General features: G+C 71.3%; 20 protein-coding genes. 8 read left to right on the plus strand and 12 right to left on the minus strand.

The window, feature by feature from the left end; genetic code table 11:
- Window positions 1–13 precede the first annotated feature (13 nt).
- Entirely contained in the window at window positions 14–1018 is a 1005-nt protein-coding gene (locus tag ACWD04_RS15590; protein WP_451132058.1) for a small ribosomal subunit Rsm22 family protein, read from the plus strand.
- 332 nt (window positions 1019–1350) lie between these two features.
- On the opposite strand, the gene ddaH is transcribed toward ACWD04_RS15590, so the two are convergent.
- Window positions 1351–2238, minus strand: coding sequence for a dimethylargininase (gene ddaH / locus ACWD04_RS15595; protein WP_451132060.1), 888 nt, complete (start codon window positions 2236–2238; stop codon window positions 1351–1353).
- Between the two features lie 120 nt (window positions 2239–2358).
- Between ddaH and ACWD04_RS15600 the strand changes: the two genes are divergently transcribed.
- Window positions 2359–2997 carry a TetR/AcrR family transcriptional regulator gene (locus ACWD04_RS15600; protein WP_451132062.1) on the plus strand — a complete coding sequence of 213 codons (639 nt, stop codon included), beginning with the start codon at window positions 2359–2361 and terminating at the stop codon, window positions 2995–2997.
- Between the two features lie 142 nt (window positions 2998–3139).
- Window positions 3140–3883: a bifunctional DNA primase/polymerase gene (locus ACWD04_RS15605; RefSeq protein WP_451132064.1), complete on the plus strand. Its 744-nt coding sequence runs from the start codon at window positions 3140–3142 to the stop codon at window positions 3881–3883.
- A gap of 67 nt (window positions 3884–3950) precedes the next feature.
- Here ACWD04_RS15605 and ACWD04_RS15610 read toward each other — a convergent pair whose 3' ends face one another.
- The 4 genes from ACWD04_RS15610 to efeO are packed head-to-tail and all read right to left on the minus strand — an operon-like array spanning window position 3951 to window position 8246.
- Window positions 3951–4958 (minus strand): hypothetical protein, encoded by a 1008-nt coding sequence (locus ACWD04_RS15610; RefSeq protein ID WP_451132066.1) that lies wholly within the window; start codon window positions 4956–4958, stop codon window positions 3951–3953.
- Window positions 4870–5805, minus strand: a complete 936-nt coding sequence (gene efeU, locus ACWD04_RS15615; RefSeq protein WP_451132068.1) for an iron uptake transporter permease EfeU — start codon at window positions 5803–5805, stop codon at window positions 4870–4872. Before efeU ends, ACWD04_RS15610 begins: the two co-directional genes overlap by 89 nt.
- Window positions 5806–5827: 22 nt before the next feature.
- Entirely contained in the window at window positions 5828–7096 is a 1269-nt protein-coding gene (gene efeB, locus ACWD04_RS15620) for an iron uptake transporter deferrochelatase/peroxidase subunit (RefSeq protein ID WP_451132070.1), read from the minus strand.
- A 13-nt stretch (window positions 7097–7109) separates the two neighbouring features.
- Entirely contained in the window at window positions 7110–8246 is a 1137-nt protein-coding gene (gene efeO, locus ACWD04_RS15625) for an iron uptake system protein EfeO (protein ID WP_451132072.1), read from the minus strand.
- Between the two features lie 348 nt (window positions 8247–8594).
- Here efeO and ACWD04_RS15630 point away from each other — a divergent pair, with 348 nt between their 5' ends.
- A complete protein-coding gene (locus ACWD04_RS15630; protein ID WP_451132074.1) occupies window positions 8595–9266 on the plus strand; it encodes a PhzF family phenazine biosynthesis protein in 672 nt (223 codons plus the stop codon).
- Window positions 9267–9290: 24 nt separating this feature from the next.
- Here the strand turns inward: ACWD04_RS15630 and ACWD04_RS15635 are convergent, their stop codons facing one another.
- Window positions 9291–10004 (minus strand): biliverdin-producing heme oxygenase, encoded by a 714-nt coding sequence (locus tag ACWD04_RS15635; RefSeq protein ID WP_451132076.1) that lies wholly within the window; start codon window positions 10002–10004, stop codon window positions 9291–9293.
- Window positions 10005–10109: 105 nt separating this feature from the next.
- Entirely contained in the window at window positions 10110–10967 is an 858-nt protein-coding gene (map, locus tag ACWD04_RS15640) for a type I methionyl aminopeptidase (protein ID WP_451132078.1), read from the minus strand.
- Between the two features lie 58 nt (window positions 10968–11025).
- Here map and ACWD04_RS15645 point away from each other — a divergent pair, with 58 nt between their 5' ends.
- A complete protein-coding gene (locus ACWD04_RS15645) occupies window positions 11026–11262 on the plus strand; it encodes a hypothetical protein (RefSeq protein ID WP_451132080.1) in 237 nt (78 codons plus the stop codon).
- On the opposite strand, the gene ACWD04_RS15650 is transcribed toward ACWD04_RS15645, so the two are convergent.
- Together ACWD04_RS15650 and ACWD04_RS15655 are read right to left on the minus strand one after the other, a co-directional pair.
- Complete coding sequence (locus ACWD04_RS15650) at window positions 11259–12530, minus strand: MFS transporter (RefSeq protein ID WP_451132082.1); 1272 nt, start codon at window positions 12528–12530, stop codon at window positions 11259–11261. The two genes, ACWD04_RS15645 and ACWD04_RS15650, sit on opposite strands and share 4 nt — an antisense overlap.
- Before the next feature lie 66 nt (window positions 12531–12596).
- Complete coding sequence (locus ACWD04_RS15655) at window positions 12597–13199, minus strand: hypothetical protein (protein ID WP_451132084.1); 603 nt, start codon at window positions 13197–13199, stop codon at window positions 12597–12599.
- A 152-nt stretch (window positions 13200–13351) separates the two neighbouring features.
- Here ACWD04_RS15655 and npdG point away from each other — a divergent pair, with 152 nt between their 5' ends.
- Together npdG and ACWD04_RS15665 are read left to right on the plus strand one after the other, a co-directional pair.
- Window positions 13352–14062 carry an NADPH-dependent F420 reductase gene (gene npdG / locus ACWD04_RS15660; protein ID WP_451132086.1) on the plus strand — a complete coding sequence of 237 codons (711 nt, stop codon included), beginning with the start codon at window positions 13352–13354 and terminating at the stop codon, window positions 14060–14062.
- Between the two features lie 80 nt (window positions 14063–14142).
- The gene (locus ACWD04_RS15665) at window positions 14143–14334 is read left to right on the plus strand and encodes a hypothetical protein (protein ID WP_451132088.1); all 192 of its coding nucleotides are present in this window, start codon (window positions 14143–14145) and stop codon (window positions 14332–14334) included.
- Here the strand turns inward: ACWD04_RS15665 and ACWD04_RS15670 are convergent.
- Window positions 14331–15143: a site-2 protease family protein gene (locus ACWD04_RS15670; RefSeq protein WP_451132090.1), complete on the minus strand. Its 813-nt coding sequence runs from the start codon at window positions 15141–15143 to the stop codon at window positions 14331–14333. The genes ACWD04_RS15665 and ACWD04_RS15670 overlap by 4 nt on opposite strands.
- A 123-nt stretch (window positions 15144–15266) precedes the next feature.
- Here ACWD04_RS15670 and ACWD04_RS15675 point away from each other — a divergent pair, with 123 nt between their 5' ends.
- Entirely contained in the window at window positions 15267–18596 is a 3330-nt protein-coding gene (locus ACWD04_RS15675) for a BTAD domain-containing putative transcriptional regulator (RefSeq protein WP_451132092.1), read from the plus strand.
- A gap of 3 nt (window positions 18597–18599) precedes the next feature.
- Here the strand turns inward: ACWD04_RS15675 and ACWD04_RS15680 are convergent, their stop codons facing one another.
- Both ACWD04_RS15680 and ACWD04_RS15685 read right to left on the minus strand, forming a co-directional pair.
- Window positions 18600–19457, minus strand: a complete 858-nt coding sequence (locus tag ACWD04_RS15680) for an ABC transporter permease (protein ID WP_451132094.1) — start codon at window positions 19455–19457, stop codon at window positions 18600–18602.
- Complete coding sequence (locus ACWD04_RS15685) at window positions 19454–20473, minus strand: ATP-binding cassette domain-containing protein (RefSeq protein ID WP_451132096.1); 1020 nt, start codon at window positions 20471–20473, stop codon at window positions 19454–19456. The genes ACWD04_RS15680 and ACWD04_RS15685 overlap by 4 nt, the downstream gene beginning before the upstream one ends.
- Window positions 20474–20539 lie beyond the last annotated feature (66 nt).

Here is a 20539-nt window from a genome sequence, read left to right on the forward strand (position 1 = left end):
CTACAATTCGGCGGTGAACGCCACCCTCCCCACCGCGGAAGCCCTGCGTGCGGCGCTGGCCGCCCTGCTCGACGGGCTGCCCCCGACCCAGGCCGCGCAGGCCGTCGACCGGCTGATCGCCAGCTACCGGGGGACGACCCCGACCGACGCCCCGATCCTGCGGGACCGCTCGGACGTCGCCGCGTACGCCGCGTACCGGATGCCCGCGACGTTCGAAGCCGTACGGTCCTGCCTCGCCGCACTCCGCGAGGCCGCGCCGGACTGGGTGCCCGCCACCCACACCGACATCGGGGGCGGCACGGGCGCGGCGAGCTGGGCGGTCGCCGGGGCCTGGGAGGACGGCCCCCGCACCACGGTCCTGGACTGGGCGGAGCCCGCCCTGGCACTCGGCCGCGAACTGGCCGAGGCGTCCGGCATCCCCGCACTGCGGGCCGCCACCTGGGAGCGGGCGACGATCGGCACCTCACCGGCCCCGGCGCCCACGGACCTGGTGACCGTCTCGTACGTACTCAAGGAGCTCACGCCGAAGGACCGGGCCGCTGTCGTGGAGGCCGCCGCGGCGGCCGCGCAGGCCGTGGTGATCGTGGAGCCCGGCACCCCCGACGGCTACGACCGGATCATCGAGGCCCGTGACCGGCTGATCGCCGCCGGGATGAGCGTCGCGGCGCCCTGTCCGCACGACGAGGCCTGCCCCATCGAGCGCGGCACGGACTGGTGCCACTTCTCGGCACGGGTCAGCCGCTCGTCCCTTCACCGCCAGGTCAAGGGCGGCTCGCTCAGCCACGAGGACGAGAAGTTCAGCTATGTCGTGGCGACCCGCTTCCCCGCCGATCCGGCCGCCGCACGGGTCACCCGCAGGCCGCAGATCCGCAAGGGACAGGTGCTGCTGGAGCTGTGCACGAAGGAGGAGGGTCTGCGGCGCGCCACGGTCACCAAGCGGCACGGTGCGCTCTACCGTGCCGCCCGGGACACCGCGTGGGGCGACCCGTGGCCCCCGGCCGGCGAGACCGAGAGCTAGCTGGGCGGCTCAGGTGGTTCCGCATCCGTGAGCGGGACGGTACAGATATGGAGGCGGACGAGTGCGGGGCGGGGGCCCGCACCCGTCCGTGCGAGGGGCTCAGCGGGTCCCCACCATGTGGCCGAACCTCGAGGGGCGTCCACACCGCCCTCGTCCTCGTGCCACTGCGGCGGCGCGGAGACGACGAATCCGGGCGCCAGGTCTCCGGCGAGGGCGAAGAAAGGCGTACTGGCCCTCCTCCAGCTCGATCCCGTCGGCGTCATCGTAGAAAGTGATGTTGCTCCAGCCCGGCGGCCCCTGCCATCGGCCGGAACCAGGACGGGAAGCGCACGTCAGGAACGCAGCTCCTGGGTGCAGCACTTCACACTGCCGCCGCCCTTCAGCAGCTCGCCCAGATCCATCGGGACCGGTTCGAAGCCCCGGTCCCGCAGCGGGTCGAAGAGCCCCACGGCGGCCTGCGGGAGCAGCACATGGCGCCCGTCGCTGACCGCGTTGAGGCCCAGCGAGGCGGCGTCCGCCTCCTGGGCCAGCAGCGCGTCGGGGAAGAGCCGGGCCAGCACGGACCGGCTGCCCGGGGAGAACGCCCCGGGGTAGTACATGATCTCGTCGGCCGCCTCGTCCAGGACGCACAGCGCCGTGTCCAGGTGGTAGTAGCGCGGGTCCACCAGGTCGAGGCCGATCACCGGGCGCCCGAAGAACTCCTGGGCCTCGTCGTGGGAGAGCGGACTGGACCGGAAGCCCCGGCCGGCCAGCAGATACGAGGCGGTCACGGCGAAGTCGCCCTCGCCCTCGTTGACATGGGCCGGTTCATGGATCTCGGTGAAACCGTTGGCGCGGAACCACTCCCTGTGTGCTTCGGCCTCCGCGCGGCGCTCCCGGTAGGCGAACAGGGCGCCGAGCACCCTGCCGTCGATCACGGTGGCCCCGTTGGCGGCGAACACCATGTCGGGCAGGTCCGGGCGGGGGGTGAGGAGCTCAACGGTGTGCCCGAGGGCCCGGTAGCGGTCGCGCAGGTCCTCCCACTGAGTGGTGGCCAGAGGCAGGTCGACGGGTTTCGACGGGTCCATCCACGGATTGATGGAGTACGTGACCTGGAAGTGGGCCGGGGCGCACATCAGGTAGCGACGAGGGGTGGCGTCACGGGTCAATGCAGGCTCCTCACGAACGGCGGCCACGGCCGCGGAACGGTGGGATACGCACGGGGTGTGTGCGTAGCTCATGGTGCGCCGCGCCGGGGCCTTTGCGCTGTGATCCGTTCGGGTGGTTTCTCGCGAGGCGGCGAAGAGACAGCCGGCCGGTCAAGACGATACGTAGCGGACCGTCTGCCCTAGGGTGGCCGGATGTCAGCTCACAGGTCCCCCGACTCCGGCCGCCGTAGTGACCGCTCCCGCCGCGCGATCTGTGACGCAGCGCTCGCGCTCGTCGGCGAGGTGGGTTACGCGAAGACGACGATCGAGGGCATCGCGGCCCGGGCAGGGGTCGGCAAGCAGACGATCTACCGCTGGTGGCCGTCGAAGGCGGCCGTGCTCATGGAGGCGTTTCTCGAAAAGAGCGCCCGGCAGGCGGCGGAGGCGGCCGAAACGGCGGAGGCCGGTGAAGGCGGCGCGTACGGGATTCCGGACACCGGCGACCTGGCGGCCGATCTCAAGCTGGTCCTGCGGGCTACGGTCGACGAACTGAACGACCCCCCGACCGAGGCACCCACCCGGGCCCTGACCGCGGAGGGCATCATCGATCCGGCGCTCGGGGCCCTTTTCATCGAGAGTCTGCTCGAACCCCAGCTGCAGTCGTATGTCACACGCCTGCGCGCCGCCCAGGAGGCCGGCGAGGTGCGGGCGGACGTCGATCCGCGCATCGCGCTGGAGCTCCTGATCGCCCCGCTCACCCACCGCTGGCTGCTGAGAACGCTTCCGCTCACCCACGCGTACGCGGACGCCGTGGTCGACCACGCCCTGCGGGGGCTGTCGGTCCGGCCGTGAATTCTAAGGTGCAATTCATGACATCCCGCACGAGTGTGGCTACCTTCGCGCGACGGCCCGAGCACCCCGCTTGGTAACTCTGGCCACCCGAGGAGCAGGATGGTGGGACCATGGAGAGGAAACCGCTGAGGTGAGGGGATAGATGGGCGCCGATTCCGGCCGCTATCGCGGCACAGAGGGCAGGATTGCCCAGTGGTTGCGCAGGCGGCCGAAACCACAGCCGGAAGCCGACGATGCGGCGCGGCTGGCAATGCTCCTGGCCGTCGCCGAGGCAGGAATGCCCATCTCGCCCGCAGCGCACCCGTCCGGATACCGATGTTCGTGCGAACGCGTCGGGTGCCCGACCCCCGCGCGACACCCCGTCTCGTTCGCCTGGCAGACGCAGTCCACGACGGACCGCGCACAGATCGAGCGCTGGGCGGCCAACCAGCCGCTGGCCAACTTCATCACCGCGACGGGCATGATCCACGACGTTCTCGACGTCCCGCTCTCCGCGGGGCTCGCCGCCCTGGAGCGGCTCACCGCGGCGGGCATCGACGTCGGCCCCGTGACTCAGTCCGGCACCGACCGGATGCTCTTCTTCACCGCCACCCGCGGCACCCCGGACGACGAGGACGAGTGGTGGCCCTGCGAGCTGGACTGCCACCCGGAGACCATGGACGAGCATCCGGGGCTTCGCTGGCACTGCCGCGGCAGCTATGTCCTCCTGCCGCCCGCCCGGCTCCCCGGTGAGCTGGACGTGCACTGGATCCGCGGCCCGGAGAACCCGCTGCCCGACCCGCTGACCCTGCTCGAGACGCTCACCGACGCCTGCGCGCAGTACGCGGACACGGCCGACGCGAGCGACCTCGACCACGATGCGGTGGCCTGGCCGCTCAGCCGCTGAGAGCGAACACGGCCCGGTGGCCCTGCCGCCACCGGGCGGACCCGTCGGACCCTGCCGCCGACGGCGGTCAGGAGCCCTGCGCCGCGACCAGACCGGGCAGCCGGTTCAGCACGCGCACCCTGCCGTCCGTACCCCCTGCGTCCCCCGCGCCCTTCTTGGGCACGTACACCAGCTGACTGGAGACCCGTTCCTTGGTGAGGGTGCTCTTCACCTCGCCGGTCAGCAGCGCCCGCACGTCCGCCGTGACCGTCGGCCGCAGTCCCTGCGCCGCCGTCTGCCGCTCGAAGTGCTTGCTGCTGAAGAAGACCAGCGCCCCGCCGTCCTCCGTCGTCAGACCCAGCGGCGCGAACGTCCCGGAATCCAGGGCCTGGTCGACGTACTGGTAGGAAAAACCCGCCCTGCGGGTGGTCTTCCGCGCCTCCCGCCAGCCCGAGGTCATCGAGCCCGGGGCGAACACATCCGGGGCGCCGTCCCTGAGGTAGTCCGTGTACGTGGTGCTCAGCTCCGCAGGCGGGGTGGCCAGCGCGGCGTCCGTGTCCGAGGAGGGCACGGGCTGTGCCCAGCCGTCGGCGTCCTTGCGGAACTTCGGTATCCCGGACGGCGAGGCGACTGCCAGATAGGAGGCCTTCCACGGTGCGTCCGGTCCGGTACGGACGAATCCCAGCAGCCAGCGGGTGTCCAGCTTCCCGCCGTCCTGGTCGCGGTTGGAGTCGGTGTCCGCGACGAACCAGCGGGGCCACCCCGCCTTCTTGGGGATGGCGTACGAGACGTCGGTCAGCTCCAGCGGCTTGTGCTGGGCGTTGCCCTCCGGACTGTTCTTCCGCCGCGCGGTCAGACCGGCCTGATTGATCGCGCCGAGCGAACCGGTCGTCCGGTCCGCGTCGAGTGCCGGGTCGTACGCCTTGTCCGCCTTGTTGTACGCGACCGTGAAGTCCTCCAGGGCCTCAGCGGCCTCCGCCTTCGTCGCTCCCGGCACGACTTCCAGTTCACCGTGCACCGTTACGCAGCCGCTCGCCGTCACGCTCAGCACCGTCGCCGTCGCGAGTCCCGCCGCCAGTCGCCCCAGCCTTGTCATCCGTTGCCTTCTGCGCCTTCTGATCCGTCGTCCGCACTGACCGCCTGAACCCTACCGGGGACAGGAACAGCGCGAGCGCGGGGATGAGATACAGCGCCCACACCGTGACCTGGAGAACGGTCGGATCGGCCTGGAAGTTGAACACTCCCTTGAGCAGCGTGCCGTACCAGCTGTCCGGCGGAATCGTGGTCGTGACGTCGAACGCCTTGTTGCCCAGGCCGCCCAGGAAGCGTGCCTCCTGGAGGTCGTGCACGCCGTAGGCGAGCACACCCGCCGCCACGACCACGAGCATGCCGCCCGTCCACGTGAAGAACTTCGACAGGTTGATCTTCAGCGCGCCCCGGTAGAACAGCCAGCTCAGCACGATCGCGGTCGCTATGCCCAGCAGCACACCGATCAGCGGCGACGAGGAGCCCTCCCCGCTCGCCCGCACCGACGCCCATACGAACAGCGCGGTCTCCAGGCCCTCACGGCCGACCGCCAGGAAGGCCGTGGCGACCAGCGCGCCGGTGCCCATCGCCAGCGCGGTGTCGAGCCTGCCGTGCAGCTCCTTCTTCAGGTGCCGCGCGGTACGCCGCATCCAGAACACCATCCAGGTGACCAGTCCGACGGCGACGATCGACAGAGACCCGCCGAGCGCCTCCTGCGCCTCGAACGTCAATTCCTGGGAGCCGAATTCGAGCGCGGCGCCGAAGGCCAGCGAGAGGGCGCAGGCAATGGCGATACCGGTCCACACCGGGCGCAGCGCGTCGCGGCGCCCGGTCTTGACCAGGTAGGCGATGAGGATGCACACGACCAGGCCGGCCTCGAGGCCCTCGCGCAGGCCGATCAGATAGTTGCCGAACATGCCGGTCCTTCCACGGTGTCGGTCATGAGAACAGGGCCCGTCCCCACCAGTCGTCCCTGTCGCGGACGCCGGGCGGAACGGCGAAGACCGCCGAACCCACGTGCTGGATGTACTCGTTGAGTGCGTCGGAGGCCGCGAGGCTGCGCTGCACCGGGATGAAGCCCGTGCGGACGTCCCGCTGGTACGCAAGGAAGAACAGCCCCGCGTCGAGCCGGCCCAGACCGTCCGTACCGTCGGTGAAGGAGTAGCCGCGGCGCAGGATCGTCGCCCCGCCGTTGGTGTCCGGGTGTGCCAGCCGCACGTGCGCGGTCGGCAGCATGGCTTTCAGGAACGGCTCGTCGCGCTCCTTCGCCTTGCCGACCGGAGCGCCCTCGCCCTTGTCCCGGCCGAAGATGTCCTCCTGCTCCTGCAGCGGAGCCCGGTCCCACGTCTCGATGTGCATGCGGATGCGCCGGGCGACCAGATACGAACCGCCGGCCATCCAGCCCGCGTCGCCCGTCCTGCCCGCCCACACGTGCTTCTTGAGAGCGGCGTCGTCCGTGCCCGAGATGTTCCGGGTGCCGTCCTTGAAGCCCATCATGTTGCGCGGGGTCTGGGCGCCGGGCGTCGTCGAGGAGGTCTTGCCGAATCCCAGCTGTGACCAGCGGATGGCGGTGCGTCCCATCCCGATCCTGGCGAGGTTCCGGATGGCGTGCACGGCGACCTGCGGGTCGTCCGCGCAGGCCTGGACACACAGATCGCCGCCGCTGCGGGCGGCGTCCAGGTTGTCGCCGGGGAACTTGGGCAGATCGACGAGCGCCTCGGGCCGCCGGTCCTCGACGCCGAAGCGGTCCCTCGCGAAGAGGGACGGGCCGAAGCCGAGCGTGAGCGTCAGCCGGGACGGCCTCAGGCCCAGCGCCTCGCCCGTGTCGTCCGGCGGGGCTTCCGCCAGGCCCCCGTAGGCCCCCTCGCCCACGGCTCGTCCGGCTGTCATACGCTCGGCGGCCCGGGTCCACTCCTTGAGGAGCGCGACGAGCTCGGCCCGGTCCTTCGTCGTCACGTCGAACGAGGCGAAGTGCAGCCTGTCCTGTACGGCGGTGGCGATACCCGCCTGGTGGACCCCGTGGAACGGCACCGCCGCGCCGCTGTCCGACGTCGGTTCCGTGCCCTCGCCGGAGCCCACCGCGGCGACCGCGCCGCCCGCCGCCACGGCGCCGAGCGCCAGCCCGGCACCGCCCCAGCCGAGCAGCGCCCGGCGCGACGGGGCGGGGGAGCCGTCGGCGCCCCTGCCCGTGTCATCAGCCTCGGTCATGATCCACTCCCCGCTACTTCGTGACCGCGGCGGCCAGTTTGGACAGGGGCTCGGCGAGCGCGTTGACCGCGTCGGAGAGCTCCTTGCGGTCCGCCTTGCCGACCTTGTCGTACGAGGTGAAGTCGTAGGAGGCCTTGTCCGCGCGGTACGTGTCCAGCAGCGTGTTCAGCGCCGCGAACTGTTTGTCCAGGGAGCCGGTCAGCGCGGCGTCGTTCTTCGACGCGACCGGCTTCAGGAGCTCGTAGGACTTCTCCGCGCCCTCGACGTTCGCCTTGAAGTCGACGAGGTCGGTGTGGCTGTAGCGCTCCTCCTCGCCGGTGACCTTGCCGGTGGCGACCTCGTCGAGGAGTTCCTTGGCGCCGTTGGCCATCGAGGTCGGGGTGATCTCGGCCCTGCCGACCCGCTTCTGCCAGTCCAGCAGGTCCCTGTAGAGAGTGGGTGCGAGAGCCTTCTCCTCGGCGCCCAGCGTCTTGTCCTGCCACAGAGCCTTCTCCAGGCGGTGCCAGCCGGTCCACTTCTGGCCGTCCTCGAGGCCGTCCTCGCGGACGTCGACCTTCGGGTCGATGTCACCGAAGGACTCGGCGACCGGCTCGGTGCGCTCCCACCCGATGCGGGAAACGGCGTACGCCCTCTTCGCGGCCTCGATGTCGCCCGCGGCGACGGCGTCGGTGAACGCCTTGACCTCGGGCAGCGTCTCGTCGGCCTGGGCCTGCACATACGTGCGGTAACCGGCGACGGCCGCGTCCATCTCGGGGCTGCGGGCCGCGGCCTTGCCACCGGTGACCTCGACGGTCTGCCGGATGCCCTTTCCCTTCATGCCGGGCTTGCAGGCGATCTCGTACGAGCCGGCCTTGATCTCGGCCGTGATCTTCGCCTTGGTGCCCGGACCGATGTTCTCCCGCTCGGTGACGATCCGGTCGTCCGGGAAGAGGACGTAGACCTCGGTGACCTTGGATCCCTTGTTCTCCACGGCGAGTTCGACGTGCCCGGCCGGGATCTTCGTCGACGACACCTCGCAGGAGTCGTCCATGGCGACCACCTGGACGGCGCCGTCGCCCTTGGCGTCGCTCTTCTCGGCGCAGCCCGTGACGGCGGTCAGTGCGGCCACCGTCGCGGCAGCGGTGACGACGGAGAGACGAACGGCTCGCATGCGGGCTCCACAAGGATCGGGACAGGGGGACGGCGCGGAAAAAAGTAGGTGAGGCGGCCCTAACTTAACTGAGCCTTACTTCGCCGATGTCCGGCCTCGCTGTGATTCGGATCTCATCGGAGGGCGTAGGGAACGACCCGGTCACGGCCCTCTTATGGAGGACCCACAGGAAGGTCAAGCGCGGGTCAAGCAGGCCTTCTCGGAGCGTGTCCGTGAACACCGCGGCAGGCGGCCCGGCCACCTGGCCCCGGATGCCGTGCGGTGCCACGGCCCGACACCGGCCCGAACACACCGCGCCGGTACGGTCCCGTGGCGCCAGGAGGCTGCGCGCGGTGCTTGAATGCGCATGTGAACGACTTCGAGGTACCCGAAGGCATCGACGTACTGCGCGTGTTCTGTGGCCCGGACGGCCGCCACGGCAACGCGCTCGGCGTCGTGCGCGACGGGCGCAGGTATCCCGACAACGAGTCCCGGCAGGCGCTCGCACGGAAGCTCGGCTTCAGCGAGACGGTGTTCGTGGACGACCCGGAGCGCGGCACGGTCGACATCCGCACGCCCGGGCTGCGGCTGCCGTTCGCGGGGCATCCCCTCGTCGGCGCGGCCTGGCTGCTCGATCTGGAGGTCCTGGAGCTGCCCGTCGGGGACGTGACGGCCCGCCAGGACGGGGAGTTCACCTGGATCACCGCCCGTCCGCAGTGGGCGCCGCCCAGGGCGCTGGAGCGTTACGCGTCGGTCGCGGAGGTCGAGGCGCTGACGGGGCCGCCGCCCGGCGAGGGCTGGCTCTACGTCTGGGCCTGGGAGGACGAGGCCGCCGGCCGCGTACGGGCGCGGGCCTTCCCTCGGCGCGATGACGGAGTCGAGGAGGACGAGGCGACCGGAGCGGCGGCCATGCTGCTGAGCACCGAGCTCGGCCGGGCCCTCAACATCACACAAGGACGCGGCTCCCAGATCCTCACCGCGCCCGCGCCGGACGGCACGATGGAGGTCGGGGGCCGCGTCCTTCTGGTGGTCACGTCGTGACCGGGGCCTCTGCGGCGGAAGGCTCTACGCGCTGAGCGGGAAGACCTCGCCGAGCTCCCGGAAGACGGCGGTGTTCAGCGCGAAGGCGCGCTTGCACTCGTCGACGATGCGCTGCTTCTCCAGATCGTCGGCGTCCACCGCGTCCAGCAGCTCCCGGTACTCCCGCTTGAAGGCGGCCGGGTTGGAGATCTGCTCGAACACGTAGAAGCGCACTCCGTCGCCCTTGCGCTCGAAGCCCCAGGTCTTCTCCGCGGTGCCGCGGATGATCTGGCCGCCCGAGAGGTCGCCGAGGTAACGGGTGTAGTGGTGCGCTATGTAGCCGGCGGGCCACTCGCGGGCGCACTCGGCGACCCGCGCGGCGTACGCGGCGGTGGCGGGCAGTGGCTCCAGCCCTTCGCGCCATCCCTCGCCCCGGAGGTGCGTGAGGTCGAGCTCCAGTTCGGCCGTGCGCATCAGCTCCGGCTGGATGAAGGGCCCGGCGACCGGGTCCTCGCGCAGGGCCTGCGCGCCGTCCTCCAGTGCCCGGTAGACGAACCACAGCTGCTCGGTGTAGCGCGCGTACGCGTCCACCCCGAGCCGCCCGCCGAGCATGTCGCCCATGAAGGTCGAGGACTCGGCCTCCGTGTGCTGCTCGTGCGAAGCGGTGCGTATGAGAGTCGAGAAGGGCGTGGTGGTGGCGGTGTCCAAGGCGGGCCTCCGGGGACCAGGGGGACGGGAAGTCCGGACAGAAGGGTGCATATCGATGCCGGTCGTGCACGTGGATGCGCACCGATGAGTCGATCCTCCTGCTTAGGTTTACCTAAGTCAACAGCTTCCCGACCGCCTGTCGGTAAAACCGGCGCCTTACGGAAGCGTCAGGATGTCCGCCCCGGTCTCGGTCACCACCAGGGTGTGCTCGAACTGCGCGGTCCGCTTCCGGTCCTTCGTCACCACGGTCCAGCCGTCGTCCCACGTGTCGTATTCATGGGTCCCGAGCGTCAGCATCGGCTCGATGGTGAACGTCATCCCGGGCTGCATCACGGTCGTCGCGTGCGGGCTGTCGTAGTGCGGGATGATCAGGCCGGAGTGGAACGAGGAATTGATCCCATGCCCGGTGAAGTCCCGCACCACCCCGTAGCCGAACCGCTTCGCGTACGACTCGATGACGCGGCCGATCACGTTGATCTGCCGTCCGGGCCGAACCGACTTGATGGCGCGGTTCAGCGCCTCCCGGGTGCGCTCCACGAGGAGCCGCGACTCCTCGTCGACGTCGCCGCAGAGGTAGGTGGCGTTGTTGTCCCCGTGCACACCGTCGATGTACGCGGTGACGTCGAGGTTCACGATGTCGCCGTCCCGTAGCACCGTGGAGTCGGGGATGCCGTGGCAGATGACCTCGTTGAGCGAGGTGCACAGCGACTTCGGGAAGCCCCGGTAGCCGAGGGTCGACGGGTACGCCCCGTGGTCCACCATGAACTCATGGGCGACCCGGTCGAGTTCGTCGGTGGTGACCCCCGGGGCGATGTGCTTGGCGGCCTCCTCCATCGCCTGCGCCGCGATGCGGCCCGCGATCCGCATGCGCTCCACGGTGTCGGAGTCCTGGATCTCCGGCCCGGTGTACGGCGTGGGGGCGGGCTTCCCCACGTACTCGGGACGCCGGACCTTTCCGGGGACGGAACGGACGGGAGTGATCTCCCCTGGTACGAGAAGCGACTGGCCAGACATGCCAGCGAGTCTAACCAGCGCGCCCGGGGCACCATGTCAACGAGGAAAGGATCCCGCAATGGCCCTGTTCAAGAAGCGCACGGTGGGTAAACCGGGCGAGTGGTACTACTGCCTGGCGCACAAGAAGGTCGAGGAGGGCCCCGAGTGCCCCGGGAAGGACCGCTTCGGCCCGTACACCACCCCGGGGGAGGCGCAGCACGCGATGGACACGGCGCGCGAGCGGAACCTCGAGTGGGAGAACGACCCGAAGTGGCACGACGGCTCGGACCGGCCTACGGACGGGACGCCGGACTAGGGAGCGTCCGGGAGGGTGCTCGCCGCTCGCCTGCGCACGGCGTCCTCGTCCGTTTCGGAGTCGTACGTGAGAAGCTTCGGCAGCGCCGCAGCCAGCAGCGCGACCGAAGCGACACACGCCACCCCGCCCGTCCAGATCGCGGTCCGGGTCCCGGTCCAGCCCGCCATCGCACCCGCTCTGACCTGGCCGAGCTGAGGGCCGACGCTGTACGAGAGGACCTCGATCCCCGCCAGCCTGCCCCGCAGCTCGTCGGGGATCGTCTGGTTCCATATCGTGGAGCGCCCGAGCCCGCTCAGCATGTCGCCCGCGCCGGCGACCCCCAGGCAGCAGAGCACCAGCCAGACGTTTCCGAACCAGCCGGCCGCGGCGACGGCCAGGCCCCACACCGCCGCGCCGCCCACGACGAACAGTCCGTGCCGGCGCACCCGTGAGGTCCAGCCGCTGGTCAGCCCGAGCACCAGCGAGCCGACGGACCCCGCCGCATACATCAGCCCCAGCGACCACTCGGCGTCCAGCTCGTCCGCAAGGAACGGGAAGATCGCGTTCGGGAAGGCGAAGAGCATCGCCGCCAGGTCGACCGCGTACGTCCCCAGCAGCACGGGGCGGCTCCAGGCGTACCGCGCGCCCTCCGCGATTCCCCGGAGGGACGGCTTCTCGGCGTCATGGGCGGGCGGCGCCGAGGACAGCTTCAGGCACAGCAGAACCGAAACGGAGAACGTGACGACGGTGACGCCGTACGCGGTGGCGTGCCCCGCGTAGGCCACCACGACGCCGGCCAGCGAAGGGCCCGCGATCGCACCGACCTGCCAGCGCAGTGAGTTCAGCGCGGCCGCCGCGGTCAGCTGATCGTGCGGCACGATCCGTGCCATCAGCGAGTCCAGCGCGGGCCGCTGGAGCCCGGCCAGCGCGGAGACCCCGCCGGCCACCAGGTACAGGGGCCAGAGCGCCGGCTCGGGCGCACTCGCGTTCACCAGCAGGACGACGGCGAGCACACCGAGGCCCGCCTCGGTGCCCAGGATGACCTTGCGGCGGTCGGCGGAGTCGGCCAGCGCCCCTCCGTACAGGCCGAAGACGATGAGCGGAACGAGCTCCACCGCTCCCATGGCCCCGACCGCGAGCGGTGACCCTGTGAGGTCCTTGATCTGCAGTGGCAGGGCGATCAGGGCCATGAAGCTGCCGAAGTAGGTGATCAGCCCCTGGATCCACAGCAGCCGGAAGTCCGCGGAGGAACGCCAGGGGGTGAGATCGGGCAGCAGACGAGAGGTCACGGGGGGTCATGCTCTGCCGCCCCCGGCCCTCCCGCAACCGATTTCCGAGGCGGCCGGGGCGGGGCCTCACCAGCGGGCAGGGGGCGGGGCCGTCAGCTGGTCGGCCAGGCGGGAGAGGCGGTCGCGGAACGTGCGGCGGCCCCGGGGGGACGGGGCGCCGTTCTCGCCCGCCGCCGCGCTGACCAGGTGCTGGACCGTGTCCAGGTCGACCTCGGCGTCGCCGGAGATCGTGAGCGCCTCATGGGCGAGGCCCCGAACCTCCGGGTCGCCGCCGTCCAGCGCGAGCACCGTGGCCCCCGCGCGGCGCGCGTCGTGCACGCGCTCCAGCAGGCCGCACTCGGGCGGCTCGGGCGCCACCACGAGCAGTGTCTCGCCGCGCCCGGCCGCCTCGATCCGGCCCAGGCCGACGGCCAGCTGCACCGGGTCGTCCGGCTCCACCCGGTGGCGTACGAGGGTGGGCCGCAGCTGCGGCAGACCCGACCACGTGGACTCGTCCACCAGGTGCGCCGCCATGTGCCACGGCTCGTAGACCTCGGTTCCCACCAGCAGCAGCCCACCACCCCGCGGGACGACGGACGACCGCAGGGTCCGGGCGAAACCCCTGGCCGCCGCGGGCCACTCCGTCCCGGCGAGCACTTCACGCAGCAGGGCGACACGTACGGCATCCATGGCCCCGCATCCTGCCGCCGGCCCGGCTCCCGTGACTGCCCGATCGTGGTAATCCACCCGAACGGGAGTGTTCCCGCCCGCTGTCCGTGACGCGCGCCGCAGAGCGGACGGGGCGCGGGTCCACTCTCCCTACCTGGCAGTAGGGTCGCGCCATGACTACGAATGACAGTGGAAGCGCCCCCAAGCCCCCCGCCAAGGACCCCTGGGATCTCCCCGACGTGTCCGGCCTGACCGTGGGCGTACTCGGCGGAACCGGCCCCCAGGGCCGCGGCCTCGCCTACCGCTTCGCCCGCGCCGGACAGAAGGTCGTCATCGGCTCGCGCGCCGCCGACCGCGCCGAGGCCGCCGCCGCCGAGCTGGGTCACGGCGTCGAGGGCGCGGACAACGCGGAGTGCGCTCGCCGCAGCGATGTCGTGATCATCGCCGTGCCGTGGGACGGCCACGCCAGGACGCTCGAGTCCCTGCGCGAGGAGCTCGCCGGAAAGCTCGTCGTCGACTGCGTCAACCCGCTCGGCTTCGACAAGAAGGGCGCCTACGCCCTGAAGCCCGAGGAGGGCAGCGCCGCCGAGCAGGCCGCCGCCCTGCTGCCCGGCTCCCGGGTCACCGCCGCCTTCCACCACCTGTCGGCGGTGCTGCTCCAGGACGAGGCGGTCGACGAGATCGACACCGATGTGCTGGTGCTGGGCGAGGCACGCGCCGACACGGACACCGTGCAGGCACTCGCGAGCCGGATCCCAGGCATGCGCGGCATCTTCGCCGGCCGGCTGCGCAACGCGCACCAGGTCGAGTCACTGGTGGCGAACCTGATCTCGGTCAACCGCCGCTACAAGGCGCACGCGGGGCTGCGGACCACCGACGTGTGAGCCCGTGACCGGAGCCGAATCGGGCATGAGGGACACTGGACGGGACCGCGCGCCATCCCCGGACAGGAGCACCAGCCCTCATGCCCCGCCTCGCTCTCTACGCCAGCATCGTCTGCGCCCTCGCCGTCGCCGCAGCCGTGGTTTCCTTCGTCCAGGGCAGCGTTCTGCTGGGCGTCGTCTGGGTGCTGCTGGCCGGCCTCTCCTCGAACATGGCGTGGTTCTACGTGCGCAAGCACAAGATGGAGTCCCGCGCCGAAGCCGCCGCGCGCTAGCGGATCGTCGCGCAGCCCGGATCCTGGTCGCCGAACCACTCCTGCCAGAAGCGGTAGGTGTCGAGACCGCAGTACGTCTCGACCTCGCTGACGCCCAGGCCCCGCAACAGCGCGTCCACCCCGTCGAAGAAGACCCCGTTCAGCTCGGGGATCCACAGGAGTGCGAAGACCGCGATCAGCCCGAAGGGCGCGAACGGCTCCAGCTGACGCCGGACCTTGTACGAGAGCCACGGCTCGATCACGCCGTAGCCGTCGAGCCCCGGGACCGGCAGGAAGTTCAGGATCGCCGCCGTCACCTGCAGCAGTGCCAGGAACGCCAGCGCGAGCCGGAAGGACGGCGGAACGCCGTCCAGGGCACCCAGCCAGAACGGCGCCGTACAGACGACGGCGAACAGTACGTTCGTCAGGGGACCGGCCGCCGAGATCAGGCTGTGCTTCCAGCGCCCGCTTATGCGGCCCCGCTCGATGTAGACCGCCCCGCCCGGCAGACCGATGCCCCCCATGATCACGAACAGCACGGGCAGCACGATGCTCAGCAGGGCATGGGTGTACTTGAGCGGATTCAGGGTCAGGTAGCCCTTCGCCCCGATCGAGATGTCGCCGCTGTGCAGGGCGGTGCGCGCGTGCGCGTACTCGTGCAGGCAGAGTGAGACGATCCAGGCCGCGGTGACGAAGAGGAAGACCGCGAAGCCGGTCTGCTCGGCGAAGTCCGTCCACACCGCCCAGCCCGAGACGGCCATGACGGAGGCGATTCCGACGAAGATCGGGCTGACCCGTCGGTCGCTGGGGCGGCGGAACGCGGTGGTCATCGGTGGCACTCCTGAGGGCTTGACGGCGGCTGGAGCCCCCGACAGTACGGGTGACACGGCGAGAACGTCCCACCGACGGGTGGCAGTTCCCCGGAGGGAGGAGCCGTCACGGACAATGGGCGCGTGCATTACGGCATCCTCGGTACCACCCGCGCCCTCCGCGCCGACGGCACACCCGTCCCCCTCGGCGGGGCACGGCTGCGCGCCCTGCTCACCGTGCTCGCCCTGAGTCCGGGGCGTACGGTTCCGGCCGGGGTGCTCGTAGACGAGGTGTGGGACGGTGACCCGCCCGCCGACGCCCCTGGCGCCCTGCAGGCACTGGTGGGCCGGCTCCGGCGCGCGCTGGGCCGGGACGCGGTCGAATCGGCCGCGAACGGCTACCGCCTCGCCGCCGGCCCGGACGCCGTGGACCTGCACCGCTTCGAGCGGCTCGCCGGCGAGGGCGCCCGGGCGCTCCGGGAGGGTGACGCGGCGAAGGCCGCCACGGTCCTCGACGACGCGCTCGCCCTGTGGCGCGGGCCCGCCCTCGTCGATCTGCCGGACCGCGCCGTGGCGGCGGCCCGCTGGGAGGCCAGGCGCCTGGACGTCCGCAGGACCAGGGCCGAGGCCGTTCTCGCGCGGGGCCGCGCCGATGACGCCCTGCCCGAACTGGCCGGTCTCTGCGCCGACCACCCACTGGACGAAACCCTGCAGGCCCTCCGGATCCGGGCGCTGCGGGACGCCGGACGCACCGCGCAGGCGCTCGCGGCGTACGACGAGGTGCGCACCCTGCTCGCCGACCGGCTCGGAACCGACCCGGGCCCCGCACTGCGCACCCTCTACGAAGGGCTGCTGCACCAGGACCCGCCCGCCCCGGCCGCCGTACCCGCGCCCCTGTCCGTACGGCCGGGCAATCTGCGGGCCAGGCTCACGAGCTTCGTAGGACGTGAGTCGGACATCGCGGACCTGCGCGAGGACCTGACCCGGGCCCGGCTGATCACCCTCCTGGGCCCCGGCGGCGCGGGCAAGACCAGGCTGTCCCAGGAGGCCGCCGAGACGGTCGCCGCCTCCTGGCCGGACGGCGTGTGGCTGGCGGAACTCGCCCCGGTCGACGATCCGGAGGCGGTCCCCGAGGCCGTACTCAGCGCCCTCGGCGCCCGCGAGACCGTGCTGCGGGGCGCCGGTGCCGAAAGTCTCCGCGCCGTCGAGCGGGGCTCCGGGACCGGGGCGGGGAGCGCGACCGCCCACCTCACCGAGCACTGCTCCCAGCGGAAGATGCTCCTGTTGCTCGACAACTGCGAGCATGTGATCGGGGCGGCGGCCCGGCTCGCCGACCACCTCCTCGCCCGCTGCCCCGGCCTCACCGTCCTGGCGACGAGCCGCGAGCCCCTCGGCGTCCCCGGCGAACTGGTGCGCCCTGTGGGCCCGTTGCCCGACCCCATGGCCCTGCGCCTGCTCGCCGACCGCGGCGCCGCCGCCAGACCCGGCTTCCGGACCGACGCCGACCCTGAGACGGCGGCGGCCTGCGCCGAGATCTGCCACCGCCTCGACGGGCTCCCGCTCGCTGTGGAACTGGCAGCGGCCCGGCTGCGGATGCTCGGCCCACGCCAGATCGCCGACCGTCTCGACGACCGCTTCCGCCTGCTGGCCAGCGGCAGCCGCACCGTACTGCCGCGCCAGCAGACCCTGCGCGCGGTCGTCGACTGGTCGTGGGACCTCCTCGACGACGGCGAACGCGTCGTGCTGCGACGGCTGTCCGTGTTCGCCGGGGGCTGCGACATCACCGCCGCGGAGGAAGTCTGCTCCCTGCCGGGAGCGGATTCCGGCGACGCCCGCGACGTGGCGTTCGTCCTCGGCTCCCTGGTCGACAAGTCCCTGGTCGTGGCCGCCCCCGGCGACGACGGAGACATGCGCTACCGGCTCCTGGAGACCGTCGCCGAGTACGCCGCGGAACGCCTCGACGCGTCGGGGGAGCGGGCTGCCGCCGAACGCCACCACCTCGTCCACTACCGGGAGCTCGTCCGCGCGACCGACCCCGAGCTCCGCGGCGCGGGACAGCGGGCCGCGCTCGCGCTGTTCCAGCGTGAGTACGAGAACGTGCGCACCGCGCTGCGGCGCGCCGTCGCCGCGCAGGACGAGCACGAGGCGCTCTGCCTCGTCCACTGCCTCTTCTGGTACTGGCAGATGCGTGATCTGCGGAGCGAGGCGCGCCTCTGGGCGGACGCGGTCGCCTCCCTCGGCCCCGATCCGTTCGCCGAACCCGGAGAGCCCGCGCCCTCATTGGCCGAACGCTGCACCGACCGCCCGCCGCCGATGGAGCCGGAGCAGCTCCAGGAGGCCCGGCGTGGGGCGCGGCTGGTGCAGCTGGCCAACCTGGACCACGAGACCGACGAGTGGACCGCGGGCGCCGGCCTGGAACGCCTGCGGGCGATCGCCCGGACCTACCGTCCGGGCCAGCCGCAGACCTGTCGCATACCGGGGTCGATGTGGATGTTCGCCGTCCTGTTCACCGGGGACCACACCCAGTTCCGTGCGCTCCTGGACGGGACGGTGCGCACCTGCCGGGAGCTCGGTGACGAGTGGGAGCTCGCGGCCGCCCTCCAGATGCGGGCCAACGCGCTGGCGAACCGTCCCGACTGGGCGGGCGAGGCCGGGCGTGACGCCGACGAGAGCCTGGACATCTTCATGCGCCTGGGGGACGCCTGGGGCGCCGCGGAGGCGCTCGCCTGCAGGGGCGAGGCCAACGAACGCAACGGTGACAGCGCGGCCGCCGCCGAGGACTTCCGGGCCGGCGTCGCCTACGCCGAACAGCTCGGAGCCCACGCCCAGGTGGCGGTGCTGCGTGCCAGATACGCCTGCGCGCTCTGCGACACGGGCCGCGAGGAGGAGGGGGAGCGCATCCTGCGCGAAGTGCTCGCCGACAGTGGCCGGCCCGGCTCCGAGGCCAGGCCCTGGGCCCGGCTGTACCTCGCGCTCTGGCTGGGAAGGACCGGCCGTATCGCTGAGGCACGTGAGCACCTGGACGTACTGCGCGAGGTGTTCGCGTCCGAGAACGTGCCGTTCTTCGAGGGGTTCATCCTGGGCTTCCAGGCCTGGCTGGACAATCTGGAGGGGCTCTACGACGCCGCTCTGCCCCGGGCCGTCCGTGCACTGGAGCGGTCCCGGGACACCATGGTGGTGATGGTGGCGCCCCATATGACCGCCATCCACCTGGTCGCCGTCGCATGGGCGCTGGCAGGGCCCGGTGGCGAGCGGCGCGGCGCGGACGCGGCACGGCTGCTCGGCCTGCACGCGGCGCTGCTCCCGGAGAGATACGTCCCCACGGCGACGGAGCGCCGGGACCGGGCCCGCGCCGAGGAGACCGCCCGCGCCTGCCTGGCGGACGCCGAGGCGTACGAGACGGCGTACGCCGAGGGCGGCGGCCTCACCGTGGAGGATGCCACCGCCCTGGTGCACGCGTACCTGGACGAGTAGGAGTCAGGTCTTCTTGCGGAACCTGGACACCGCGAGCGGAGCCATCACCGCGGTGATGAGCACGGTCCAGCCGAGCGTCAACCAGACCGAGTGGCCGAGCGGGCCGGCCATCATCAGCCCACGGGCGGCGTCGGCCAGGTTGGACAGCGGGTTGTAGTCGGTGAACGTCTGAAGCCAGCCGGGCATCGTCCGGGTCGGGACGAGGATGGAGGAGCCGAACTGGAGCGGCATCATCACGATCATCCCCATCCCCTGGACCGACTGGGCCGTCTTCATGCTCAGTCCGAGCAGGATGAAGATCCACATGATGGCGGTGCCGAACGCGGCCGCCAGGGCGATCGCTCCGATGAGTCCGAGCACCGAGCCCTGGAGTTCCATGCCGAGCGCGAAGCCCATGGCGAGCAGGATCAGCGTGGCGACCATCATGCGGCCGAGCTCGACCACGATCTTGGCGATGAGCACCGAGGAGCGGGCGATCGGCATCGTGCGGAACCGGTCCATGACCCCCTTGCGGAAGTCGTCGTTGACACCGCTTCCGACAGCCATGGCGATGTTCATGCCCATCATCGCCATCAGGCCGGGGATCAGGTAGTTCAGGTACTCCTGTCGTCCGCCGCCCATGGAGCCGCCGATGGAGCCGCCGAAGACGTACACGAACAACAGCACGAAGACGACCGGCATCAGGAGCGCGTCGAACATCGACTCCGGATCCTTCTTGATCTGCAGCAGATTGCGCCGCACCAGCGCCCCGATGTGGCGCAGGTTGTTCCGCAGCCCGATCCGGCCCTCGTCGTGGAGCTTCCCGGCCGGGGCGGCCGAGGCCGCGTCGGTGGGGGTGGGCGTCAGAGTCGTCGTGCTCATGTCGCGACCTTCTGGGGGCTCGTGTCGGTGGCGGTGGCCTTGTCACCGGTGATGGCGAGGAACACCTCGTCCAGGCTGGGCAGCGCGGTTGCCACATGGGCGAGCGGGAAGCCCCGGGTGCCGAGCAGCCCGATGACGGCGGTCAGCTGCTCGTCGCTGAGGATCGGTACGTACAGCAGTCCCTCGTCGGGGACGGCCTGTGCGCCCGCGACCCCGTCGAGTCCGGCCTCCCTGAGGGCCTGCGCCATGTCGGCGAGCTGCCCCGGGTCCGACGGCCGGATCTGCAGGGTGCGGCCGCCGACCTTGGCCTTGAGCTCGTCGACGCCGCCCCGGGCGATGATCTTCCCCTGGTCGATGACGGTGAGCTCACTCGCGAGCTGTTCGGCCTCTTCCATGTACTGGGTGGTGAGCAGCACGGTCGCCCCCTCCGCGACCATGCGCCTCACCTCTTCCCAGACCTCGTTGCGGGTACGGGGGTCGAGTCCCGTGGTCGGCTCGTCCAGGTAGAGCACGGCCGGGCTGCCGATCATGGATGCGGCCAGGTCGAGCCGCCGGCGCATACCGCCGGAGTAGTCCATCGCGGGCCGGTTGGCCGCCTCCGTGAGCGAGAAGCGCTCCAGCAGCTCGTCGGCACGTGAGCGCGCGGTCTTCCTGGACAGGTCGAGCAGCCGCCCGATCATGTAGAGGTTCTCCCAGCCGGACAGCTTCTCGTCCACCGAGGCGTACTGCCCGGTCAGGCCTATGGTGCGGCGGAGCTGCCGGGGCTGCTTCACCACGTCGTAGCCGGCGACGAGGGCATGTCCCGCGTCCGGCACGATCAGGGTGGACAAACAGCGTACGAGGGTGGTCTTTCCGGCGCCGTTTGGACCGAGTACGCCGAGGACGGTGCCCTCGCGCACATCGAGGTCCACGCCGTCGAGCGCCTTGGTCGAGCCGTAGTGCTTGACCAGCCCCCGCACCTCGACGGCGTTTCTGCCGCCCCTGAGGTTCTTGTCGTTTCGCGTCATGGAACCCATCGGACCAGCGCTCACCGACAAGTCACCGACATGTCGCCGACAGCGGACCGACAGCCGGGCGACGGG

This window comes from Streptomyces sp. NPDC002911, from assembly GCF_053591835.1.